The following is a 20868-nucleotide window of genomic DNA, read 5'->3' as shown; positions in this document are numbered from 1 at the left end:
CCATGCACACCACCCGCCCCTCCCCTTCCCCCTCCCTCACACCCCACCAAGCCCCCCATCGCCACCCCTTCCCACCCCTCCCCACCCTCCTCTCCCTCTCCGCAGCCGACTTCCGCGACCGGGTCCGCCGGCCCGCGTACGCCGTCGTCCTGGCCGCGGCCGTGGCCCTGGGCTACCTGGCCGTACCAGACTCCGACGCCCACTGGGTGATCATGCAGATCGGGGATCACCGCGGCATCTACAACAGTGCCTACGTCGGCATGGCGACGGCCCTGGCCGCCGGCCTCTGGCTGAGCCTCGGCGGCTTCTATCTCGTCCGCGATGCCCTGGACCGCGACCGCACCACCCGCGTCGGTCAGTTGCTCGCCGCCACCCCGCTGCGTACGTCCACCTACCTGGCCGGCAAGTTCCTCAGCAACCTCATGGTGCTGTCCTCCCTGCTCGCCGTGCTCGCCCTCACCGCGCTGATCATGCAGCTGACCCGCGGCGAGTCCGCCACCCCCGACCTCCTCGCGCTCTGGCAGCCCTTCGTCCTCATCGCCCTCCCCCTGCTCGCCGTGACCGCCGCCCTCGCCCTGCTCTTCGAAGCGCTTCCGCTGCTGCGCACCGGACTGGGCAACGTGGTGTGGTTCTGCGTCTGGCTGGTCCTCGCGACGGCCGGCCAGGGGCCCGGACTGCCCTTCGACGGGATCGGCGTACACAGCGTCGCCCGCTCGATGCACGCGGAGATGGTCGCCCAACACCTACCGGTCAACGGCGAGTTCAGCCTCGGCCTGACCTACCTCGACCAGCCACTCCGCCTCTTCACCTGGCACGGCTTCACCCCGACCGCCGGCTACCTCCTCGGGCGCACCCTCCTGCTCCTCCTCGCCTGCGCCCTCGCCGTCCTCCCAGCCCTCTGGCTCCCCCGCTACACCCCCGCCCGGACCACTACCAGGACCACCAGAAACACCACCACCCAGACCACCAGCAGCACCATCACCCCGACCACCCGCAGGACCACCGCCCAGACCACCCGCAGGACCACCGCCCAGGTCACCACCAGGACCACCGCCCCCAGGCCGGACACCTCCCGCCGAGCCCGCACCGCTCCCTCCCTACCCCTGCCCCTCTGGTCCGGAGAGCTCCGCATCCTCCTCCAGGGCGTGCGCTGGTGGTGGTGGCTGGGCGCCGCGCTCCTCCTGGGCGGCGGACTGTGCTCCTCGACGGTGCACGGCGCCACCCGCGTCATGCTGCCGCTCGCCTGGATCTGGCCGGTCCTGATCTGGTCCCGGCTGGGCACCCAGCAGCACGAAAGCGGCGTCCACGGCATGCTCGGCGCCTACCCCGCCGCCCGCCGCCGGCTCCTCGCCGAATGGGCCGCCGGCCTCACCCTCACCGCGGCCACCGGCCTCGGCTCGCTCATCCGGCTCCTCGCCGCGGCCGACTGGTCCGCCGTCACCTCCTGGCTCGCCGGCGCCCTCTTCGTCCCGTCCCTGGCCCTCGCCCTGGGCACCCTCAGCCGTACCCACCGCCTCTTCCAGGCGGTCTACCTGCCGCTCTGGTACACGGTCGCCAACGGACTCCCCGTCTTCGACTACATGGGCGCCCTGCATGCCCCCGACCAGGCCCCGACCCTCACCCAGCCCCTCCTGACCCTCGCCGCCACCGCCGCCCTACTGGCCACCACCTTCACCACAACCACCCTCCGCCGCACGCCCCCCAACTGAGCCGCCGGCCACCGCCCCCGAACACAGCAAAAAGCCCAGGTCATCAATCATGACCTGGGCTCTTCCACGGAGCCGCCTTCGGGATTCGAACCCGAGACCTACGCATTACGAGTGCGTTGCTCTGGCCAACTGAGCTAAGGCGGCGTGGTGCGCGGCCCAGTCTACACACCCCTGAGGGGTGGTCCGTAACCGATTGCGGGGCTGGTCAGAGGTGGGCGGGGAGGGTGTGGGGTGGGTCACTCGGCGGGGTGGGAGGGGCGGTCAGGTGCAGTGCTTGTTCTTGGGCGGGGTGGTGCCGGTCAGGAGGTAGGTGTTGATCGCGTTGTCGATGCACTTGCTGCCGCGGCCGTAGGCGGTGTGACCGTCGCCCTCGTAGGTGAGGAGGGTGGCGTTGGAGAGCTGGGCGGCGAGGGCCTGGGCCCAGGCGTACGGGGTGGCCGGGTCGCGGGTGGTGCCGACGACGACGATCGGGGCGGCGCCCTTGGCCGGGATGCGGTGGGCCGTGCCGGTGGGCTTCACCGGCCAGTACCCGCAGCTCAGCGCGGCCCAGGCGAAGGCCTCGCCGAAGACCGGGGAAGCCTTGCGGAAGGTGGGCAGGGCGGCGCGGACCTGGTCGGGGCCGGCGAAGGGGGTCGGCAGGTCGAGGCAGTTGACGGCCGGGTTCGCGTACATCTGGTTGGCGTAGTTGCCGCCGGGGTCACGCTCGTAGTAGCTGTCCGAGAGGGTGAGCAGCCCGCGGCCGTTGCCCGCCTCGGCCTGGGCGAGGTATTCGCGCAGGACGGGCCAGGCACGCTGGTCGTACATCGCGGCGATGACGCCCGTGGTGGCCAGGGATTCGGTGAGCTTACGGGCCTCGCCCGTCTCCGCCGGGTGGGCGTCGAGCTTCTTGAACAGGGCGGCGAGCCGCTTGCCGGCGTCCGCGGCGTTCTTGTGGCCGAGCGGGCAGTCCTTCTGCTTGACGCAGTCCGCGGCGAACGCGGTGAAGGCGGTGTTGAAGCCCTTGGTCTGGTCGAGGTTGATCGTGCGGGAGTCCAGCGCCGGGTTCATGGCGCCGTCCAGCACGAGGCGGCCGGTGCGGGAGGGGTAGAGGCCGGCGTAGGTGGCTCCGAGGAAGGTGCCGTAGGAGGCGCCGACGTACGTCAGCTTCTTGTCGCCCAGGACGGCGCGCAGGACGTCCATGTCGCGGGCGGCCTCGATCGTGGAGACGTGCCGGAGCACCTTGCCGGAGCGGTCCTGGCAGCCCTTGGCGAAGGCGCGGTACGCGGTGACGAGCTTGTTGACCTCGGCCGGTGAGTCCGGGGTCTGGTCGGTCTGGGTGTAGCGGTCCATCTGCTGGTTGGTGAGGCACTCGACCGGTTCGCTGCGGGCCACGCCGCGCGGGTCCATCGCCACCATGTCGTAGCGCGCACGGACCGAGGCGGGCTGCGGTGCGTACTGCTGGAGGTAGTCGATCGCCGAACCGCCGGGGCCGCCCGGATTGACCATGAGGGAGCCGAGCCGGCTGCCGGGGCCGGTGGCCTTCTTACGGACCACTGCGAGCTTCAGGTCGGTGGCCGCGGAGGGGTGCGCGTAATCCAGGGGCGCCTTCATCGTCGCGCACTCGAAGCCGGCGACGCCGCAGGGGTGCCAGGTCAGCTTCTGGTCGTAGTACGGGCGGAGATCGGCCGGGATCGCGGCCGGCAGGGGCCGGAGGGTGGCGTCGTCGGCGGGCCGCTGGGCGCCGGCCTCCGTCGTACGGCCGGGGGACGCCTGGGCTTGGGGGGACGAACTGCCCGAGGAGCAGCCGGAGATCAGCAGAGCGGTGACCGCCACGACGACGGCGGAGGTGCGGAGCAGACGGCTGGTGGCCATGGACGGTCCCTTGGTCGCGGTCCCTGGAAGCTGGAGCCTGGTCTGGTAGCCGGGGAGCTGGGGCTGGTAGCCGGGGGAGCTGGGGCTGGTAGCCGGGGAGCTGGGGTCGGGGGTGGTGAATACCTCGTGGTGGTGGGCGCCTTGGTGGCAAGTGCATTGGTGACAGGTGCCTTGGTGGTGGGCGCCTTGGTGATGCTGTGGGTCGTCGGTGCTGGGGGGTCTGTGGGTCGTCGGTGCTGGGGGTGCCCTGTCGTGAGCTTTACGGGCTTTGCAGGCTTTGCGGGCTTCGCGGCTCTGCGGGCTTTGGTGGGGCTGAAGGAGGGGGCGGGTGGCGGTGGTGGTCGTCGAGGTGGTGGTCGTCGGGGTGGTGGGAGCCGCTGCGGCTCTGCGGGCGGGGGAGGTCGGGGCCGGTGTCAGCCGGAGCGGAGGGCGGCGGTCATCGCTTCGACCGCCAGGAGGGGGGCGACGTTGCGGTCGAGGGCCTCGCGGCAGGCGATCACCGCTTCTATCCGGCGGAGGGTGCGCTGGGGGGTGGAACCGGCGGCGATGCGCTCCAGGCTGTCGCGCACCTCGTCGTTGGCGAGCGGGACCGAAGCGCCCATCTGGAGGGCGAGGACATCACGGTAGAAGCCGGTGAGGTCGACCAGGGCAAGGTCGAGGCTGTCGCGCTGGGTACGGGTGGCGCGGCGCTTCTGCTTGTCCTGGAGCTCCTTCATCGCGCCGGCGGTGCCCCGGGGCAGCCGGCCGCCCGTCCCGGCGGCGGCGCCGAGCGCGGCACGCAGCTCCTCGGTCTCCTTGGCGTCGACCTCCTCGGCGACCTGCTTGGCGTCCTCCCCCGCGGCGTCGATCAGCTCCTGGGCGGCCTTGAGGCAGCCCCCGATGTCGTCGATGCGGAGCGGGAGCTTCAGGACGGCGGCGCGGCGGGCACGGGCGCGCTCGTCGGTGGCCAGGCGGCGGGCCCGGCCGATGTGGCCCTGGGTGGCCCTGGCAGCGCGGTCGGCGGCCTCCGGCTCGATGCCGTCCCGGCGGACGAGGACATCGGCGACCGCGGCGACCGGCGGGGTCCGCAGCGAGAGGTGGCGGCAGCGGGAGCGGATGGTGGGGAGGACGTCCTCGATGGAGGGCGCGCAGAGCAGCCAGACCGTACGGGGCGCGGGCTCCTCGACGGCCTTGAGGAGGACGTTGCCGGCGCCTTCGGTGAGGCGGTCGGCGTCCTCCAGGACGATCACCTGCCAGCGGCCGCCGGCCGGGGAGAGCGAGGACCGGCGGACCAGGTCACGGGTCTCCTTCACACCGATGGAGAGCAGGTCCGTACGGACGATCTCGACGTCGGCGTGGGTGCCCACCAGGGTGGTGTGGCAGCCGTCGCAGAAGCCGCAGCCGGGGGCGCCGCCGAGCGCGCGGTCCGGGCTGACGCACTGCAGCGCGGCGGCGAAGGCGCGGGCGGCGGTGGCCCGGCCGGAGCCGGGCGGGCCGGTGAACAGCCAGGCGTGGGTCATCTGGGAGGCGCCGCCGCGCTCCCCGGGCCGGTCCACCGCATCGGGCACTGCCGGCTCCGGCCGGGCGCCGGAGGGCGCCTGCTGGGCCGCGTGCTCGGCCGTGACGAGGGCGTCCGCGTCCCGCGCGGCAGCGGCCAGCTGAGCCGTCACCCGCTCCTGGCCGACCACGTCGTCCCATACCGCCATTGCCGCCGCCGTTCCTCTTCCGATTCTTCCGGTTCTTCCGGTTCTTCCGGCTCTTCCGGCTCTTCCGGTTCGCTTCCGGTCTTCCTTGTTTCCGACCGCCGGTGGTCTTCCCTGTTTCCGACCGCCGGTCGTCTCTCCTGTCGCCGACCGCCGGTCGTCTCGCCTGTTTCCGACCGCCGGGTCGCCGGGCCTCGCTGACGGCCCGCTGCGCCGCCAGCCGGCCGCCGGTCACCGACCGCGGCCGGGATCGCCGTCCGCGCGTCGCCCGCGACCTGACCCATTGTGGTGCAACCCACTGACAAACGAATCCGGAAGCGGGCGGAAGCAGGCGTCCGGGCAGTCGGACGGAGCCCTCACGGCCCGCGGAGGAGCCTGCGCACGAACCCACGGAAGGCCGCAGAAAGGCCGTGGCCACGGCCGCAGAAAGGCCGTGGCCACGGTGTTCCCACCGCGGCCACGGCCCCTTCCTGCTCCTAGCTCCCGCAAGGCTCCGTACCGGGCTAGCGGCGCCTCCCCCGGCCCCCGCGGCGGCCTTCGTCGCCCGCGCCGTCGTCCGCGTCCTCGCCCTCGCGCGGTCCGAGCAGTTCGTCGGCGAGCGTCGGCAGATCGTCCAGCGGGGTCTCTTCCGCCCATTCGGGTCGCCGGCGGGTGCGCGGCGGGGTCTCCGACGGACGGCCCGTCGACGGGTCGATCTGCGGGAGTTCGCGGGTGCGCTCGGTGCCGGACTCGGGGGCGGCGGCGCCGTTCGGGGTCTCCTTGCGGAACATCCACGACGGCACGCGCTCGGTGGGGTCCTCGCCCCGGGCGTCCCGCGCCTGCCGGTCGTTCGGGCCCTGCCGGTCGTTGTGCTGCTCCGGCCGGCTGCCCTGGTGCCAGCTGTTCGGGCCCCCCGGCCAGCTGTCCTGGCCACCCTGCCGGGTGTCCCGTACGGGCGGCAGGACGGCCGTCTGCTCGGCGTCGGTGTCGGCGTGTCCTGCGCCGTGGCCGGAGCCCGCCTCGGGGCCGGCGTCCCGGACCGGTGGCAGTACCGCCGTCTCGTCCGCCGCGCCGGGCACGTCGCTGCCCCGCCGCTCCGGCCGCGGCAGCGACTCCGTCCGCTCGCGCGGATCGACCCCCGCCGAACCGGAACCGGACGCTCCCGACTCAGGCCCTCCCGACCCGGAGGATCCCGAGGCCCCGGAGGACCCCGAACCGGACGCACCGGCCCCGGGCGAGGAGCCGTCGCCGTGCTCGACCCCCAGCCGCTTCCGCAGGTCGGCCACCGGCGTCTCCTTGGTGGGCGCCTCCGCCGCCTCGGCCTCAGCAGCCGCCTCGGCCGCCGCCTTCGCCTCCGCCGCGGCAGCCGCCTCCGCTGCCGCGATCCGGGCCTGTTCGGCGCGGAGCAGGGCCTCCTCGGCCTTGCGCTGCTTCTCCAGGCGGCGCTCCTCGGCCTCCTTGCGCAGCCGGGCCTGCTCCTCGTGCTGCTTGCGCAGCCGCTCCTGCTCGGCCTGGCGGGCCCGCTCCTCGGCCTCCCGGCGCTGGCGCTCGGCCTCGGCCGCCTGGCGGGCCTCCTCGGCACGCTGCCGGGCCTCCGCGGCCTGGCGGGCGGCCTCCAGCGCCTTGGCCTGCTCGGCCTCCTGGCGCTTGCGCTCCTCCTCCTCGGCGCGCAGTTTCGCGAGCTGCTCCTGGCGCTCCCGCTCCAGGCGCGCCTCCTCGGCCTTGCGCGCGGCCTCCTCCTCGGCCCGGCGGCGGGCCTCTTCCTCGGCCGCCTTACGGGCCTCCTCCTGCGCCTTGACCTCGGCCTCGGACAGCGGGAGGACCTGGTCGAGGCGGTGCCGTACGACGATGGTGACGGCCTCGGGGTCCTGTCCGGCGTCGACGACCAGATAGCGCGCGGGGTCGGCGGCGGCCAGGGTGAGGAAGCCGGCCCGGACCCGCTGGTGGAACTCGGCGGGCTCGGACTCCAGCCGGTCGGGGGCCTCGGTGAAGCGCTCCCGGGCGGTCTCCGGGGAGATGTCGAGCAGGACGGTCAGGTGCGGGACGAGGCCGTCCGTCGCCCAGCGGTTGATCCGGGCGATCTCCGTGGGTGCGAGGTTCCGTCCGGCGCCCTGGTAGGCGACGGAAGAGTCGATGTACCGGTCGGAGATGACGACCGCGCCGCGCTCCAGGGCGGGCCGGATGACGCTGTCGACGTGCTCGGCGCGGTCGGCGGCGAACATCAGCGCCTCCGCCCGGTCGGACAGCCCGGTCGTCGCGACGTCCAGGATGATCGAGCGCAGTCGCTTGCCGATGGCGGTGGCGCCCGGTTCGCGGGTCACCACGACCTCGTGGCCCTTGTTGCGGATCCACTCCGCGAGCGCCTCGACCTGGGTGGACTTGCCGGCCCCGTCGCCGCCTTCGAGGGCGATGAAGAAGCCGGTGGGTGCCGGGGCCTGCGCCGGGTCGCCGCCGCGCAGCGCCTCCCGCAGATCGCGGCGCAGCGGAACGCCGTGCCGGTCGTCGACCTTGCCGAGGACCCAGGCGGCGACCGGCAGCAGCAGCGCGCCGGTGAGCATCAGGGCGTAGGCGGCGCCCCCGTAGGCGAAGGCGAAGGTGCCGTTGCCCAGGTGGTGCGGGCCGATGAGGGCGGCGAGCAGCGGCGCCACGATGGCGGCCAGCGCGATCGCGAGCCGTACGACGGCGTGCAGGTGCTCGGTCGTACGGGCGGCGCGGAACTCCTCGGCCTCCTGGTCCAGCAGGACGTGTCCCGTATTGGCGGCGATGCCGGCGCTGACGCCGGCCAGCAGCGCGAGGACCAGGACCGTCGTCGGGTCCGGGACCAGGCCCATGGCCAGCAGGGCGACGCCGGCGGCGGCCACCGCGAGGGCGAGCAGCCGGCGCCGGGAGAGGGCGGGCAGCACCCGGTGGGCGCCACGGATGCCGGCGGCCGTACCGCCGGTGAGGGCGAGCACCAGCAGGGCGAAGGAGGCCGGTCCGCCCGCGAGGTCGTAGGCGTGCAGCACGGCCAGCGAGACGGCCGCGGCGATCCCGGCGGCGACCGCCGCACACGCCGTGACCAGCAGCGGGATGGCGCCGGTACGGCCCTTGGCGGCGCCGGCCGGCTCTCCCTGCGCGGCGGTGGCGGCCTTCGGGCGGCGCAGCCCCTCCAGGGGGGAGCGCGGCCGCGGTGTCTGCCCACCGGGGAGCTCGATGAAGTAGAGGATCGACACGGAGGCGGCGAACAGGCCGGCCGCCACGTAGGAGGCGAGCGCCACCTGGTGGAGGTGGAACCAGTCGATGCCGGTTCCCAGGAGCTTGCTGATGAGGGTGACGACCACCAGGGCGGTTGCCGCGATCGGCAGCGAGACGAAGGTGGTGCGCAGCGAGAGGCGGCGCAGGGCGTCCAGGTTGTCCGGCAGCGGCCGGACCACGGTGCCCTCGGGGGGCGGCGCGGGCAGCAGGCCGGGCGCCGCGCTCTCCCTGGAGACGGTCCAGAAGCGCTCGGCGACACCGGTGACGAAGACGGTGACCAGCACCCAGGCCAGGGCGTTGCCGGGCGTCCAGTCGATCCAGAGGGGGGCGATGACCAGCAGCGCGAGCCGCAGCACGTCCGCGCCGATCATCGTCCAGCGGCGGTCCAGCGGCCCGGAAGGCGCCGTGAGCGCGGACAGCGGGCCCAGGAGGACGGCCCCGAAGAGCAGTGTCGCCAGCATCCGGGCGCCGAAGACCGCGGTGACGGCGAGGGCCGCGCCGCGATAACCGCCGCCGAAGACGGCCTCACCGCCCAGCGGCACATACAGCGCCGCCTGCAGGGCGAGCACCACCAGGACAAGCATGGACAAGGCATCGCCGATGCCCCCGACGAACTGGGCGCTCCACAGCCGCTTCAGTGGGGGGAAGCGCAGCAGGGCTCGTACGGCGCGCTCGCGGGAATCCGCCGCCAGGGCGCCAGCAGTGGGGGTCACGACCGTTGGCTGCTCGGCACGTGTCATCCCGCCAGCCTATCGGGAGGGCGCGCACCACCGGGCGCCCGCCCGAACAAACGGGCGGGCACGACGGAACGCGTCCGTCGTGCCCGCCCGCAGACCGCGCCTCACCAGGGGCGCGGCGCCTCAGTCGTCCGCCGAGGCCGCCGTCTTCTTGGCCGCCGCGGTCTTCGCGGTGGCCTTCTTGGCGGTCGTCTTCTTCGCGGTGGTCTTCTTGGCCGCGGTCTTCTTCGCCGCCGTCTTCTTGGCGGCCGTCTTCTTCGCCGGCGCCTTCTTGGCGGCCGTCTTCTTCGCCGGCGCCTTCTTGGCGGTCTTCTTCTTCGCCGGCCCCTTGGCGCGCTTCTCCGCCAGCAGCTCGTAGCCGCGCTCGGGGGTGATCGTCTCGACGTCGTCGTCCCGCCGCAGCGTCGCATTGGTCTCGCCGTCGGTCACATACGCACCGAACCGGCCGTCCTTGACCACCACCGGCTTGCCGCTGACCGGGTCGGTGCCCAGCTCCTTCAGCGGCGGCTTGGCGGCGGCCCGCCCGCGCTGCTTGGGCTGGGCGTAGATCGCCAGCGCCTCGTCGAGGGTGATGGTGAAGAGCTGCTCCTCGCTCTCCAGGGAGCGCGAGTCCGTGCCCTTCTTCAGGTACGGGCCGTAGCGGCCGTTCTGCGCGGTGATCTCCACGCCCTCGGGGTCCTTGCCGACGACGCGCGGCAGCGACATCAGCTTGAGCGCGTCCGCCAGCGTCACGGTGTCCAGGGACATCGACTTGAAGAGCGAGGCGGTGCGCGGCTTGACCGCGTTCTTGCCGGTCTTCGGGGTGCCCTCGGGGAGGACCTCGGTGACGTACGGGCCGTAGCGGCCGTCCTTGGCGACGATCTGGTGGCCGCTGACCGGGTCCATGCCCAGCTCGAAGTCGCCGCTCGGCTTGGCGAGCAGCTCCTCCGCGTACGCCACGGTCAGCTCGTCGGGCGCGAGGTCCTCGGGGACGTCGGCGCGCTGGTGGCCCTCGCTGTCCTTCTCGCCGCGCTCGACGTACGGGCCGTAGCGGCCGACCCGCAGCACGATGCCCTCGCCGACCGGGAAGGACGAGATCTCCCGGGCGTCGATCGCGCCGAGGTCCGTGACCAGCTCCTTCAGCCCGCCGAGGTGGTCGCCGTCGCCGTTGCCGGCGTCCGACGCGGCACCCTCGGCCTCGCCCTCGCCGAAGTAGAAGCGCCGCAGCCACGGCACGGCCTGCGCCTCACCACGGGCGATGCGGTCGAGGTCGTCCTCCATCTTGGCGGTGAAGTCGTAGTCGACCAGCCGGCCGAAGTGCTTCTCCAGGAGGTTGACCACCGCGAAGGAGAGGAAGGAGGGGACGAGCGCGGTGCCCTTCTTGAAGACGTAGCCGCGGTCGAGGATGGTGCCGATGATCGACGCGTACGTCGACGGGCGGCCGATCTCCCGCTCCTCCAGCTCCTTGACCAGCGTGGCCTCGGTGTAGCGGGCGGGCGGCTTGGTGGCGTGCCCGTCGGCGGTGATCTCCCGGGCGGCCAGCGGGTCGCCCTCGGCGACCTGCGGCAGCCGGCGCTCGCGGTCGTCCAGCTCGGCGTTGGGGTCGTCGGCGCCCTCCACGTAGGCCTTGAGGAAGCCGTGGAAGGTGATGGTCTTGCCGGACGCGCTGAACTCGGTGTCGCGGCCGTCGGCGGAGGTGCCGCCGATCTTGACGGTGACGGAGTTACCGGTCGCGTCCTTCATCTGGGAGGCGACGGTCCGCTTCCAGATCAGCTCGTAGAGCTTGAACTGGTCGCCGGTCAGCCCGGTTTCGGCGGGCGTGCGGAAGCGGTCGCCGGAGGGGCGGATCGCCTCGTGCGCCTCCTGGGCGTTCTTGACCTTGCCGGCGTACGTGCGCGGCTTGTCCGGCAGGTAGCCGGCGCCGTACAGCTGCGTCACCTGCGCCCGGGCCGCGGCGACCGCGGTGTCCGAGAGCGTGGTGGAGTCCGTACGCATATAGGTGATGTAGCCGTTCTCGTACAGCTTCTGCGCCACCTGCATGGTCGCCTTGGCGCCGAAGCCGAGCTTCCGGCTGGCCTCCTGCTGGAGGGTGGTCGTCCGGAACGGCGCGTACGGGGAGCGCCGGTACGGCTTGGACTCCACCGAGCGCACCGAGAAGTCGGTGTTCTCCAGGGCGGCGGCGAGCGCGCGGGCGTTCGCCTCGTCCAGGTGGAGCACCTCGTTGTTCTTGAGCTGCCCGTTGGGGCCGAAGTCGCGGCCCTGCGCGACGCGGCGGCCGTCGACGGTGTTCAGGCGGGCGGTCAGCGTCGAGGGGTCGCTCGCGTCGCCGGCCCGCCCGGTGGAGAAGGTGCCGGTCAGGTCCCAGTACTCGGCGGAGCGGAAGGCGATGCGCTCGCGCTCCCGCTCGACGACGAGACGGGTCGCCACGGACTGCACCCGGCCGGCCGACAGCCGCGGCATGACCTTCTTCCACAGGACCGGCGAGACCTCGTAGCCGTAGAGGCGGTCGAGGATCCGGCGGGTCTCCTGGGCGTCGACCAGCTTCTGGTTCAGATCGCGCGGATTGGCGACGGCCTCGCGGATCGCGTCCTTGGTGATCTCGTGGAACACCATGCGGTGGACCGGGACCTTGGGCTTGAGGATCTCCTGGAGGTGCCAGGCGATGGCCTCGCCCTCGCGGTCCTCATCGGTGGCGAGGTAGAGCTCGTCGGATTCGGCCAGCAGCTCCTTGAGCTTCTTGACCTGGTCCTTCTTATCGCTGTTCACCACATAGATGGGCTGGAAATCGGCGTCGACGTTCACCCCGAGGCGCGCCCACGGCTCACCCTTGTACTTCGCCGGGACCTCCGCCGCACCGTTGGGCAGGTCACGGATGTGCCCCACGCTGGCCTCGACCACATAGCCAGGGCCGAGGTAGCCCTTGATCGTCTTCGCCTTGGCAGGCGACTCGACGATGACAAGTCGGCGGCCGCCGCCCTTCGTGGCTTCGCTGGTCGGGGACAACTTCGCTCTTCTCTCCGGTCGACGCGGAAAATGCCCCCCGGCCGGATGCGGGGGCGCACTGCGGTGACGCTTGACGCTGCGGAGTGTGACGGTACCTCCCGCCCCCGTGTCAAACGGAAAAACCCCGCAACGCCACTCGAACGGTAACCCGACTACATGCCTTCATGCCGCCCGGACCGCCCGAGCCGCCCGCCCGGGGTCCGGCACGCGCCATCTGGATCATGACGGCCCGGCGGCTCCGGCCGAAGGCCGGCGCGCGAGGCGGTTCATGATCCGTGTGCCGCCGCGACGACTGTCACAAGGCGGCCCCGGATCCCGTCGCCGTCTTGATACGCCGGGTGAGCGGGCTGGCAGGATGGGCGCAGGATGGACACGGCACGGCCCACCGCTCGGGCCGGGAACCCGCCGTCGTCACGCACACCCTCGGGGGGAATCTCACCCATGGCGAACCAGTACCCCGGACCGCCACCGGAGCAGCCCGGCCAGCCCGCTCAGCCCGGCCAGAATCCGTACGCCACGCCGCCCGGCCCGGCCGACTCCGCCTACGGCTATCCACAGGGTGGCCGCCCCGGCGAGCCCGGATACGGCTATCCGCAGCCCGGCTCGACGCCCCCGCCGCCCGCTTTCCCGCCCCCCGGCGCTCCGGCCGCACCGCCGCCGGGGCCCGGCGGCTTCCAGCCGGGGCCGCAGCCCGGCGGGATGGCGCTGTCGCTCGGGGACATCGCGGTGAGCGGCGACACGATCGTGACGCCCACGGGGTCGATGCCGCTCAAGGGCGCGGTGTGGACCGCGACGGACATGTCGCGCACCGAGGAGAAGATGCCGGCGCACGCGGTCGTGCTCGCCATCATCTTTTTCGTCTTCTGTCTGCTGGGTCTGCTCTTCCTGCTGATGAAGGAGCGGACGACGACCGGGTTCGTGCAGGTCACGGTGGCCAGCGGGGGCCGGCACCACTCCACGATGATCCCGGTGCAGTCCCGCGAGCAGGTGATGTTCGTACTCAACCAGGTCAACTACGCACGGTCGCTGAGCGTGTGAGCGGCGTGGACCAGGCCGGGCCGCCCTCCGGGGCGGCGATCCGGAGCCGCACCGTCCGGCGGGCGGCGCTCGCCCTCGCCGCCGGTGCGGCGGCCGCCGCCTACCTCTGGCACACCAATCCGCACCACCCCGGGCAGGTGCTGATCCCCTGCCCGCTGCGGCTGATGACCGGGGTGCTGTGCCCGGCGTGCGGCGGCACGCGGATGGCGTACGACCTGCTGCACGGTGATGTGGTGCGGGCCTTCCACGACAATGCCGTGCTGCTCGTCCTGGGCGTGCCGGCGATCGCGTACGCCCTGCTGCGCTGGCTGGTCCAGGGGCTGCGCGGACGCGCCTACCGGCTGCGGCTGACGGGCCGCGGCAATGCCGTGGTGTTCGGCATCGCCGCGGTGTGGATGCTCGTCCGCAATCTCGTGGGCTGACGCCCTACGGGGTCAGCGGACGGTGACGGAGACCACCGGCGAGACGGTGCTGCCCACGGCTATCCGGAGCTGGTTGACGCCCTTGATGCCGAGCTTGACCCGCACCGAGTAGGCACCGGTCCTGCCGACCGGGGACTGCGCGGGCAGCGAGGCCCACTTCGTGCCCTGCTTCTGCTGCACGGTGACCTTGGTGCCCGCCTTGATGCCCTTGGCGGCGCCGGAGATCCGGAACTCCTGCCAGGCCTTGACGGTGTTCACGCTGGCCTTGGCGGTCAGCGAGGCGGTGGCCGGCGCGGTGGCCACGACCGGCTTGGCGGCGTGCAGGTCGTGCGGCGCGGCGAAGGCGGCGGCCGAGCCCCCGGCGATCAGGGAGACGGCGATGGCGCCGACGGTGGCGTAGCGGAGTGCGCGGTTCATGGAGTTCCTCACTGTCGGTGTGGTGGCCGTGGTGACCTTCACCGAGGAACATGACGGACGGCCCGCGGACGTTCCGCGTACCGTCACAGATCAGCCATCTGTTACAGAACTGTCTGGAACTGGACGTACCACCGCGCGCCTACCGTCCGACGCCCGATGCCCGGCTACAGCGCCAGCAGCAGCCAGGCCCCGGTGACCAGGAACAGCACACCGGCGAAGAACGCGGTGACCGCGGCGACCGGCCGGCTGGCCCCGTCGGCGACCGGTGTGCCGGTCCGGGCGCACGCCCCCGTCCACACCAGCAGTCCGGCGCCGAACAGCGCGAACGCCACACCGGCGAATGCCTCGGGTCCACTCTCCATGCGGGGAGCGTGGCACCCCGGGGCGGCATCCCGGCGAACACCGGATGAACGGCTTCCGCCCGTCCTGTACGAGCCCCTTATTCCTCCTCCACGACTTACTCCTCTTATTCCTCCTCCACGACCGGCTCCAGGAAGCCCTGCTCGACCAGCATCCGGATCGAGGCCGGCGTGCGGTCCCGCAGCAGCACCGGGTCCTCGCCGACGAGTTGGGCGATGGCGTCCAGGATCCGTCCGGCGGGCAGCGTGCCGTCACACACACCGGCGAAGCCCGCCCCGACGGTGTCCACCTTCGTCGCCCGCCGCATCCCGCGGTTCTGACGGAGCACCACATGCTCGGGGTCCTCGGCCCCCGGCAGCCCGACCTGCTCCTGCACCACGCCGTCGGCGAGCCGGAAGCGCCCGGCCAGCAGCGCGGCGTCGTCCGTGGCACGCAGGTAGTCCTGGCGCGCGAAGTGGGCCACGACGGCGTCCCCCAGCGGCTGTTCGACCGGGTGCGGCCATTCCTCGACCGTGACGGACGCGGCGTCGGACCCGGACTTGCGCAGCGTGATCCAGCCGAAGCCGACGGCCTTGGTCCTCCGGGCCGCGAACTCCTCCAGCCAGGCGTCGTACCGCGCCGCGTACTCCTCGTCGCCGGCGCGGTGGTCTCCGGCGTCCCGCAGCCACAGCTCGGCGTACTGGGTGACGTCCTGCACCTCGCGCTGCACGATCCAGGCGTCGCAGCCGCGCGGCACCCAGGAGCGCAGCCGGTCCTGCCACTCCTCGCCCTCGACGTGCTGCCAGTTGGCGAGCATCTGGCAGTACCCGCCGTCGTTGAGGTGCGCTGCGGACTGCTGGACGAGGAGCCGGCACAGGTCGTCGCCGCCCATCCCGCCGTCCCGGTACGTCAGCCGGGCGCCGTCCGGTCCGAGGGGCGAGATCACGAACGGCGGGTTCGACACGATCAGGTCGTACGTCTCGTCCCCGACCGGCTCGAACAGCGAACCTTCCCTGAGATCCACCGCGCCCGCCCCGGAGAGCGCCAGCGTCAGCGCGGTGATCCGCAGGGCGCGGGGGTTGAGGTCGGTGGCGGTGACCTGGGTGGCGTGCCGGGCGGCGTGCAGCGCCTGGATGCCGGAGCCCGTCCCGAGGTCGAGCGCCTTGCCGACCGGCCGGCGGACGGTGATCCCGGCGAGGGTGGTGGACGCGCCGCCGACGCCGAGCACCAGCTGGGCGCGCTCGGCCTCCCCGGCACCCCGGATGCCGCCGGCGCCGCCGACCGCACAGCCCAGGTCGGAGACGATCCACCAGTCCTGCCCCTCGGGACCGCCGTACGGGCGGACGTCCACCGTGGCGCGCAGGGTGTCGCCGTCCTGGACCACCCAGCCGTCGGCGATGCAGTCCTCGACGGGCAGCGCCGCCCGCGCCCGTCCCAGCTCCACCGGACGCTGCAGCAGGAACAGCCGCACCAGGGTCGCCAGCGGGCTGTCGCCGCGGGTCGCGCGCAGCGCGGGGACGGTCTCGTTGCGCGCCAGCGCGGCGTAGGCGGGCGCGCCGAGCAGGTCCAGCAGCCCGTCGGCGGTGAAGGCGGCGGTCAGCAGCGCCTCGCGCAGCCGGGCGGTGCGGGCGTTGCTCTCGGGGTCCTGGACATCTGCGGTGGGGAGGTGCGTACTCACACCGACCATTGTCCGTGCTGCCACTGACAATCGGCGCCGGCCCGGCGGCACGCCCTTCCCGGGCGCGTCGCCGGGCCGGCGAAAGGCCCTGCGGAGGCGTCAGGACTGCTTGGACTTCTTGGACGGCGTGGGCACCGGCGACCCGGACGCGGCCTGGTTCTGGCAGCCCTTCTGCTTCGCCATCGCGGCGCCGACGTCACCGGCCTCCAGGTTCTTGAAGGCGGCCTCGCTCTGCTTGTTGAGCTTGTTGATGCCGTTGGACAGGTCGCGCAGCCCGTCGGCGAACTTGAGCTTGTCCGAGGTGTCGAGGTTGTTGACCTGCTTCTGGAGGTCCGCGTAGCCCTTGGACAGCGAGTTGAGCTCCTTGACCGCGTTCTCCTGCGCCTGCTTGCCCTGGTCGGTGGGCGGCGCACCGGCCTGCTGCAGGGACTTGGCCAGCGAGGCGTACGCCTGGGAAATCTTCTGGAAGGCCGCCGAGTCGGTCTGCTGGACCTTCTTGGAGTCCGCGTTGGCGTTGTCCGCCTTCTGCATGGCGGCGTTGGCGTCCTGGATCTGCTTGAACGGAGCCTGCGCGGGGTCGCAGAAACTCTTCGCCCAGTCGTTGAGCTTCTTGCTGTTGTCCTCGCTGCAGCCGGTCAGCGCGAGCATCAGTGCCGCCCCGCCGGACAGTGCAGCCACAAGCTTCTTGTTCACCGGATTGGTCCCTTCCATGGCTCTCGGCCCCGGAACATACACGTCCGAACGGCCCGCTTCCGGGGTCGGGCAGCCGGCCCGGCCCTCATTGCAGCCATTTGCACCAAGGAGCGCAGGGCCATCCGGACAGACCGAGGGCGGGTGGCCGGCGCCTGCAAAATGCGCCGTCCACCCGCCCAGTTGAGCGGTCCGCGAGCCCTTCCGACGGTCGGTCCCGGTTAGGACGCCACCGCCGTCTCGGCCGACTTTGCGACGCCGTCGGGCTCCCCGGAGTTGTTGTGTTCGTCACCCACGGCGATCCCGCGCCGCTTGGAGACGTACACGGCACCGATGATGACGACGAGCGCCAGCACGGCCGCCGCGATCCGGATGCCGGTGTTCTTGTCCGCGCCGTACGAGAACTTCACCACGGCCGGCGCGATCAGCAGCGCCACCAGGTTCATCACCTTCAGCAGCGGGTTGATCGCCGGTCCGGCGGTGTCCTTGAACGGGTCTCCTACGGTGTCGCCGATGACGGTGGCGGCGTGCGCCTCGCTGCCCTTGCCGCCGTGGTGGCCGTCCTCGACCAGCTTCTTGGCGTTGTCCCAGGCGCCACCGGAGTTGGCGAGGAAGACCGCCATCAGGGTGCCGGTGCCGATCGCCCCGGCCAGGAACGAGCCCAGCGCGCCCACGCCCAGCGAGAAGCCGACCGCGATCGGGGTGAGCACCGCCAGCAGGCCCGGGGTGGCCAGCTCGCGCAGCGCGTCCTTGGTGCAGATGTCGACCACCCGCCCGTACTCGGGGGTCTGGGTGTAGTCCATGATCCCGGGCTTCTCCCGGAACTGCCGGCGCACCTCGAAGACCACCGAACCCGCCGACCGCGACACGGCGTTGATCGCCAGCCCGGAGAACAGGAAGACGACCGAGGCCCCGAGGATCAGCCCGACCAGGTTGTTGGGCTGCGAGATGTCCAGGCTGAGCCCCATCCCGCCGGCCGCCCGGCCGATGTTGCGTACGGCGGTGGCGATCGCGTCCCGGTAGGAGCCAAAGAGCGCGGAGGCGGCCAGTACGGCGGTCGCGATGGCGATGCCCTTGGTGATGGCCTTGGTGGTGTTGCCGACCGCGTCCAGGTCGGTCAGCACCTGCGCGCCGTCCCCGGAGACGTCGCCGGACATCTCGGCGATGCCCTGGGCGTTGTCGGAGACCGGTCCGAAGGTGTCCATCGCCACGATCACGCCGACGGTGGTCAGCAGGCCGGTGCCGGCCAGCGCCACCGCGAACAGTGCCAGCGTGATGGACGCGCCGCCCAGCAGGAACGCCCCGTAGACGGCCAGTCCGATCAGCACCGCCGAGTAGACGGCCGACTCCAGGCCGACCGAGATGCCGGAGAGGACGACGGTGGCCGGGCCGGTCAGCGAGGTCTTGCCGATGTCCCGTACGGGCCGCCGGTTGGTCTCGGTGAAGTAGCCGGTGAGCTGCTGGATCAGCGCGGCGAGCACGATGCCGACGGCGACCGCGACCAGGGCCAGCATCCGCGGGTCACCGCTGTGGCCCAGGACCACGGGGTCGCTGACGCCGGTCAGGTCGCGGTAGCTGGACGGCAGGTAGATGAAGACCGCGGCGGCCACCAGGACCAGCGAGATGCCCGCGGAGATGAAGAAGCCGCGGTTGATGGCGGTCATGCCGCTGCGGTCCCGGCGCCGCGGCGCGACGACGAAGATGCCGATCATCGCGGTGACGACACCGATGGCCGGCACCAGCAGCGGGAAGGCCAGACCCGCGTCACCGAAGGCCGCCGTGCCCAGGATGAGGGCGGCGACCAGGGTGACCGCGTACGACTCGAAGAGGTCGGCGGCCATACCGGCGCAGTCACCGACGTTGTCGCCGACGTTGTCCGCGATGGTCGCGGCGTTGCGCGGGTCGTCCTCGGGGATGCCCTGCTCGACCTTGCCGACGAGGTCGGCGCCGACATCGGCGGCCTTGGTGAAGATGCCGCCGCCGACCCTCATGAACATCGCGATCAGTGCGGCGCCGAGACCGAATCCCTCCAGCACCTTGGGCGCGTCGACCGCGTAGACGAGGACCACACAGGACGCACCGAGCAGACCGAGTCCCACGGTGAACATGCCGACCACGCCGCCGGTACGGAAAGCGATCTTCATCGCCTTGTGGGATACCGCCGTAAGATCCTTTTTCCGGGATTCACCCTCGGCCGGAGTGGCCTCCCGAGCGGCCGCCGCCACACGCACATTGCTGCGCACGGCGAGCCACATGCCGATATAGCCGGTGGCCGCCGAGAATGCCGCGCCGATCAGGAAGAAGGCGCTGCGCCCGGCGCGCTGCGACCAGTTATCCGCGGGCAGCAGCAGGAGCAGGAAGAACACCACGACCGCGAATACGCCGAGGGTCCGCAACTGCCGTGCCAGGTAGGCCTTTGCGCCTTCCTGCACCGCCGCCGCGATCTTCTTCATACTGTCGGTTCCCTCACCGGCCGCGAGCACTTGGCGGACCAGCACCGCCGCGACGGCCAGTGCCGCCAGCGCCACCACGGCGATCACCAGCACGATGACGCGGTTGCCCGCGGTCAGTGAGGGCCCGGCCAGAAAAGAGGGGGTGTCAAGCAACTGAGGGGTGTAAGGCCCCGCCATTCGTCCTCCTTGACGTTTGGCACATGGGCGCGCGGAAGCACGCTCAGGCGTCCTGAGCAAGAGATGTGGACGGATTGTAGGGAGCGCCGGTTGATCAAAACAGGGCGCCTCAAAGGGAATTCGCCGGTAGTCGCGAAGATCAAAAGGCAGACGGCATCCGGAATTCGCCCGGACGAAGGAATGCACTGAATTCACTGACCGCCGGCAGATGATCTCTTCGTCGTACCGATCGCCGCTTGATCACGTATTGATCGCCGCTGCTCAAGGACGCCGTCCCGGCGGTTGGGCCATGCGAGGCACGCGGGACCCCCGAGAGAATTGAGCCGCCCGGCCGCGGCCGAACGGGTGACCCACCGGCCACAGCCGTCTCTTCACGTACCCACGCGGGCCCATGAGGAGCCGTCAGATCGAGTCCTGATCGCAACGCATGGGGGGCGGGGGCACGCGGCCCCGGAGACCCGTAGGTCACCTCGTAGGCCGGCGTGCAGGGGTACGTCACGGAAGACGGCAGACGCCTGGGGCGGCTACCGGTACAGGCGGGTACGGGCCGCGGCAGAGGGCGGCCCGTAGGCCCGGCTAGGAGATGGTTGCCGTCGTCGTGGGCCAGCTCATGCGGATCATGCCGCCTTCTTCACCGGCGGTCACCTCGACGTCGTCGACCAGCCCGCTGATGACCGCGAGGCCCATCTCGTCCTCGCCCTCGGCGTCGCTCTCGGCGGCGCCCTCGGCCTCGCCGGCGCCGCGGGCGCCCGCTGCGGTCGGCCCGCCGGGCACGCCGTCGCCGACCTCGATCGAGAACTTCTTCTCGTCCTCGATCAGCAGCACCCGCACCGGCGACGTGATGTCATGGCTCTCGTGCAGCCCCACGGCCCGGCTGCAGGCCTCGCCGACCGCGAGCCGCACCTCGTCCAGAACGGCCTCGTCCACCCCGGCCCTCCGCGCCACGGCAGCCGCGACCAGTCGCGCGGTGCGGACGTGCTCGGGAAGGGCGCTGAAACGGAGTTCGACGGTGGCCATGCCATCCCCCTCGATATGCGGGCGTGCGACGCAGGGGGCCGGACACCCGTCCGGTACCCCCCACTCCTTCCTCCCCCCGCGCCTGTCGGCGCGGGGGACCGGTAAGCCGTCAGTCAGTGGCTGCGACGGCTTCGTCGACCGAGGTGTGAATCGGGAACACCTTGGTCAGACCGGTGATACGGAAGATCTTGAGAATGCGCTCCTGGTTGCAGACCAGGCGCAGCGAGCCCTCATGGGCGCGCACCCGCTTGAGTCCGCCGACCAGGACGCCGAGCCCAGTGGAGTCGAGGAAGTCGACACGTTCCATGTCCACCACGAGGTGGTAGCTTCCGTCGTTCACAAGCTCGACCAGCTGCTCCCGCAGCTTGGGCGCGGTGTATACATCAATCTCGCCACCGACCTCGACGACCGTACGGTCGCCAACGGTCCGGGTCGACAGGGACAGGTCCACGGATCCTCCAGC

At 72.0% G+C, this 20868-nt stretch carries 14 protein-coding genes and 1 tRNA gene; 3 read left to right on the top strand and 12 right to left on the bottom strand.

Annotated features, from left to right (window positions below):
• Positions 1-2 precede the first annotated feature (2 nt).
• Entirely contained in the window at positions 3-1709 is a 1707-nt protein-coding gene (locus AB0G35_RS20715; RefSeq protein ID WP_360951178.1) for a hypothetical protein, read from the top strand.
• A 70-nt stretch (positions 1710-1779) separates the two neighbouring features.
• On the opposite strand, the gene AB0G35_RS20710 is transcribed toward AB0G35_RS20715, so the two are convergent.
• From AB0G35_RS20710 to topA, 5 genes are all read right to left on the bottom strand, one after another.
• A tRNA-Thr gene (locus tag AB0G35_RS20710) sits at positions 1780-1853 on the bottom strand.
• A 117-nt stretch (positions 1854-1970) separates the two neighbouring features.
• Complete coding sequence (locus AB0G35_RS20705; RefSeq protein WP_360951175.1) at positions 1971-3560, bottom strand: alpha/beta hydrolase; 1590 nt, start codon at positions 3558-3560, stop codon at positions 1971-1973.
• Between the two features lie 413 nt (positions 3561-3973).
• Positions 3974-5245: a DNA polymerase III subunit delta' gene (locus tag AB0G35_RS20700; RefSeq protein ID WP_360951172.1), complete on the bottom strand. Its 1272-nt coding sequence runs from the start codon at positions 5243-5245 to the stop codon at positions 3974-3976.
• Between the two features lie 500 nt (positions 5246-5745).
• Positions 5746-9195 carry a dTMP kinase gene (gene tmk, locus AB0G35_RS20695; protein ID WP_360951169.1) on the bottom strand — a complete coding sequence of 1150 codons (3450 nt, stop codon included), beginning with the start codon at positions 9193-9195 and terminating at the stop codon, positions 5746-5748.
• A 120-nt stretch (positions 9196-9315) separates the two neighbouring features.
• The gene (topA, locus tag AB0G35_RS20690; RefSeq protein WP_360951166.1) at positions 9316-12174 is read right to left on the bottom strand and encodes a type I DNA topoisomerase; all 2859 of its coding nucleotides are present in this window, start codon (positions 12172-12174) and stop codon (positions 9316-9318) included.
• Between the two features lie 441 nt (positions 12175-12615).
• On the opposite strand from topA, the gene AB0G35_RS20685 reads away from it, so the two are divergent.
• A complete protein-coding gene (locus AB0G35_RS20685; protein WP_360951163.1) occupies positions 12616-13212 on the top strand; it encodes a hypothetical protein in 597 nt (198 codons plus the stop codon).
• A 5-nt stretch (positions 13213-13217) separates the two neighbouring features.
• The gene (locus AB0G35_RS20680; protein ID WP_360951438.1) at positions 13218-13634 is read left to right on the top strand and encodes a DUF2752 domain-containing protein; all 417 of its coding nucleotides are present in this window, start codon (positions 13218-13220) and stop codon (positions 13632-13634) included.
• Between the two features lie 12 nt (positions 13635-13646).
• Here AB0G35_RS20680 and AB0G35_RS20675 read toward each other — a convergent pair whose 3' ends face one another.
• The 7 genes from AB0G35_RS20675 to bldG form a co-directional block, all read right to left on the bottom strand.
• Entirely contained in the window at positions 13647-14051 is a 405-nt protein-coding gene (locus AB0G35_RS20675) for a hypothetical protein (protein ID WP_360951160.1), read from the bottom strand.
• A 164-nt stretch (positions 14052-14215) separates the two neighbouring features.
• On the bottom strand, positions 14216-14413 hold the full coding sequence (locus AB0G35_RS20670; protein ID WP_360951157.1) for a hypothetical protein: 198 nt from the start codon (positions 14411-14413) through the stop codon (positions 14216-14218).
• 104 nt (positions 14414-14517) lie between these two features.
• Positions 14518-16068, bottom strand: a complete 1551-nt coding sequence (locus tag AB0G35_RS20665) for a methyltransferase (protein ID WP_360951154.1) — start codon at positions 16066-16068, stop codon at positions 14518-14520.
• 99 nt (positions 16069-16167) lie between these two features.
• Positions 16168-16761, bottom strand: a complete 594-nt coding sequence (locus tag AB0G35_RS20660; protein WP_360951151.1) for a small secreted protein — start codon at positions 16759-16761, stop codon at positions 16168-16170.
• A 218-nt stretch (positions 16762-16979) separates the two neighbouring features.
• Positions 16980-19388 carry a sodium-translocating pyrophosphatase gene (locus tag AB0G35_RS20655; protein ID WP_360951148.1) on the bottom strand — a complete coding sequence of 803 codons (2409 nt, stop codon included), beginning with the start codon at positions 19386-19388 and terminating at the stop codon, positions 16980-16982.
• A gap of 576 nt (positions 19389-19964) precedes the next feature.
• On the bottom strand, positions 19965-20405 hold the full coding sequence (locus AB0G35_RS20650) for an ATP-binding protein (protein WP_360951145.1): 441 nt from the start codon (positions 20403-20405) through the stop codon (positions 19965-19967).
• Positions 20406-20514: 109 nt separating this feature from the next.
• On the bottom strand, positions 20515-20856 hold the full coding sequence (bldG, locus tag AB0G35_RS20645) for an anti-sigma factor antagonist BldG (RefSeq protein WP_004571875.1): 342 nt from the start codon (positions 20854-20856) through the stop codon (positions 20515-20517).
• Between the last annotated feature and the right edge of the window lie 12 nt (positions 20857-20868).

Source organism: Streptomyces sp. NPDC021749, from assembly GCF_040640655.1.
In the GTDB taxonomy this organism is placed as follows: domain Bacteria; phylum Actinomycetota; class Actinomycetes; order Streptomycetales; family Streptomycetaceae; genus Streptomyces.
The sequence above is the reverse complement of the archived record's forward strand: the minus strand, read 5'-3'. Positions and strand labels throughout refer to the sequence as shown.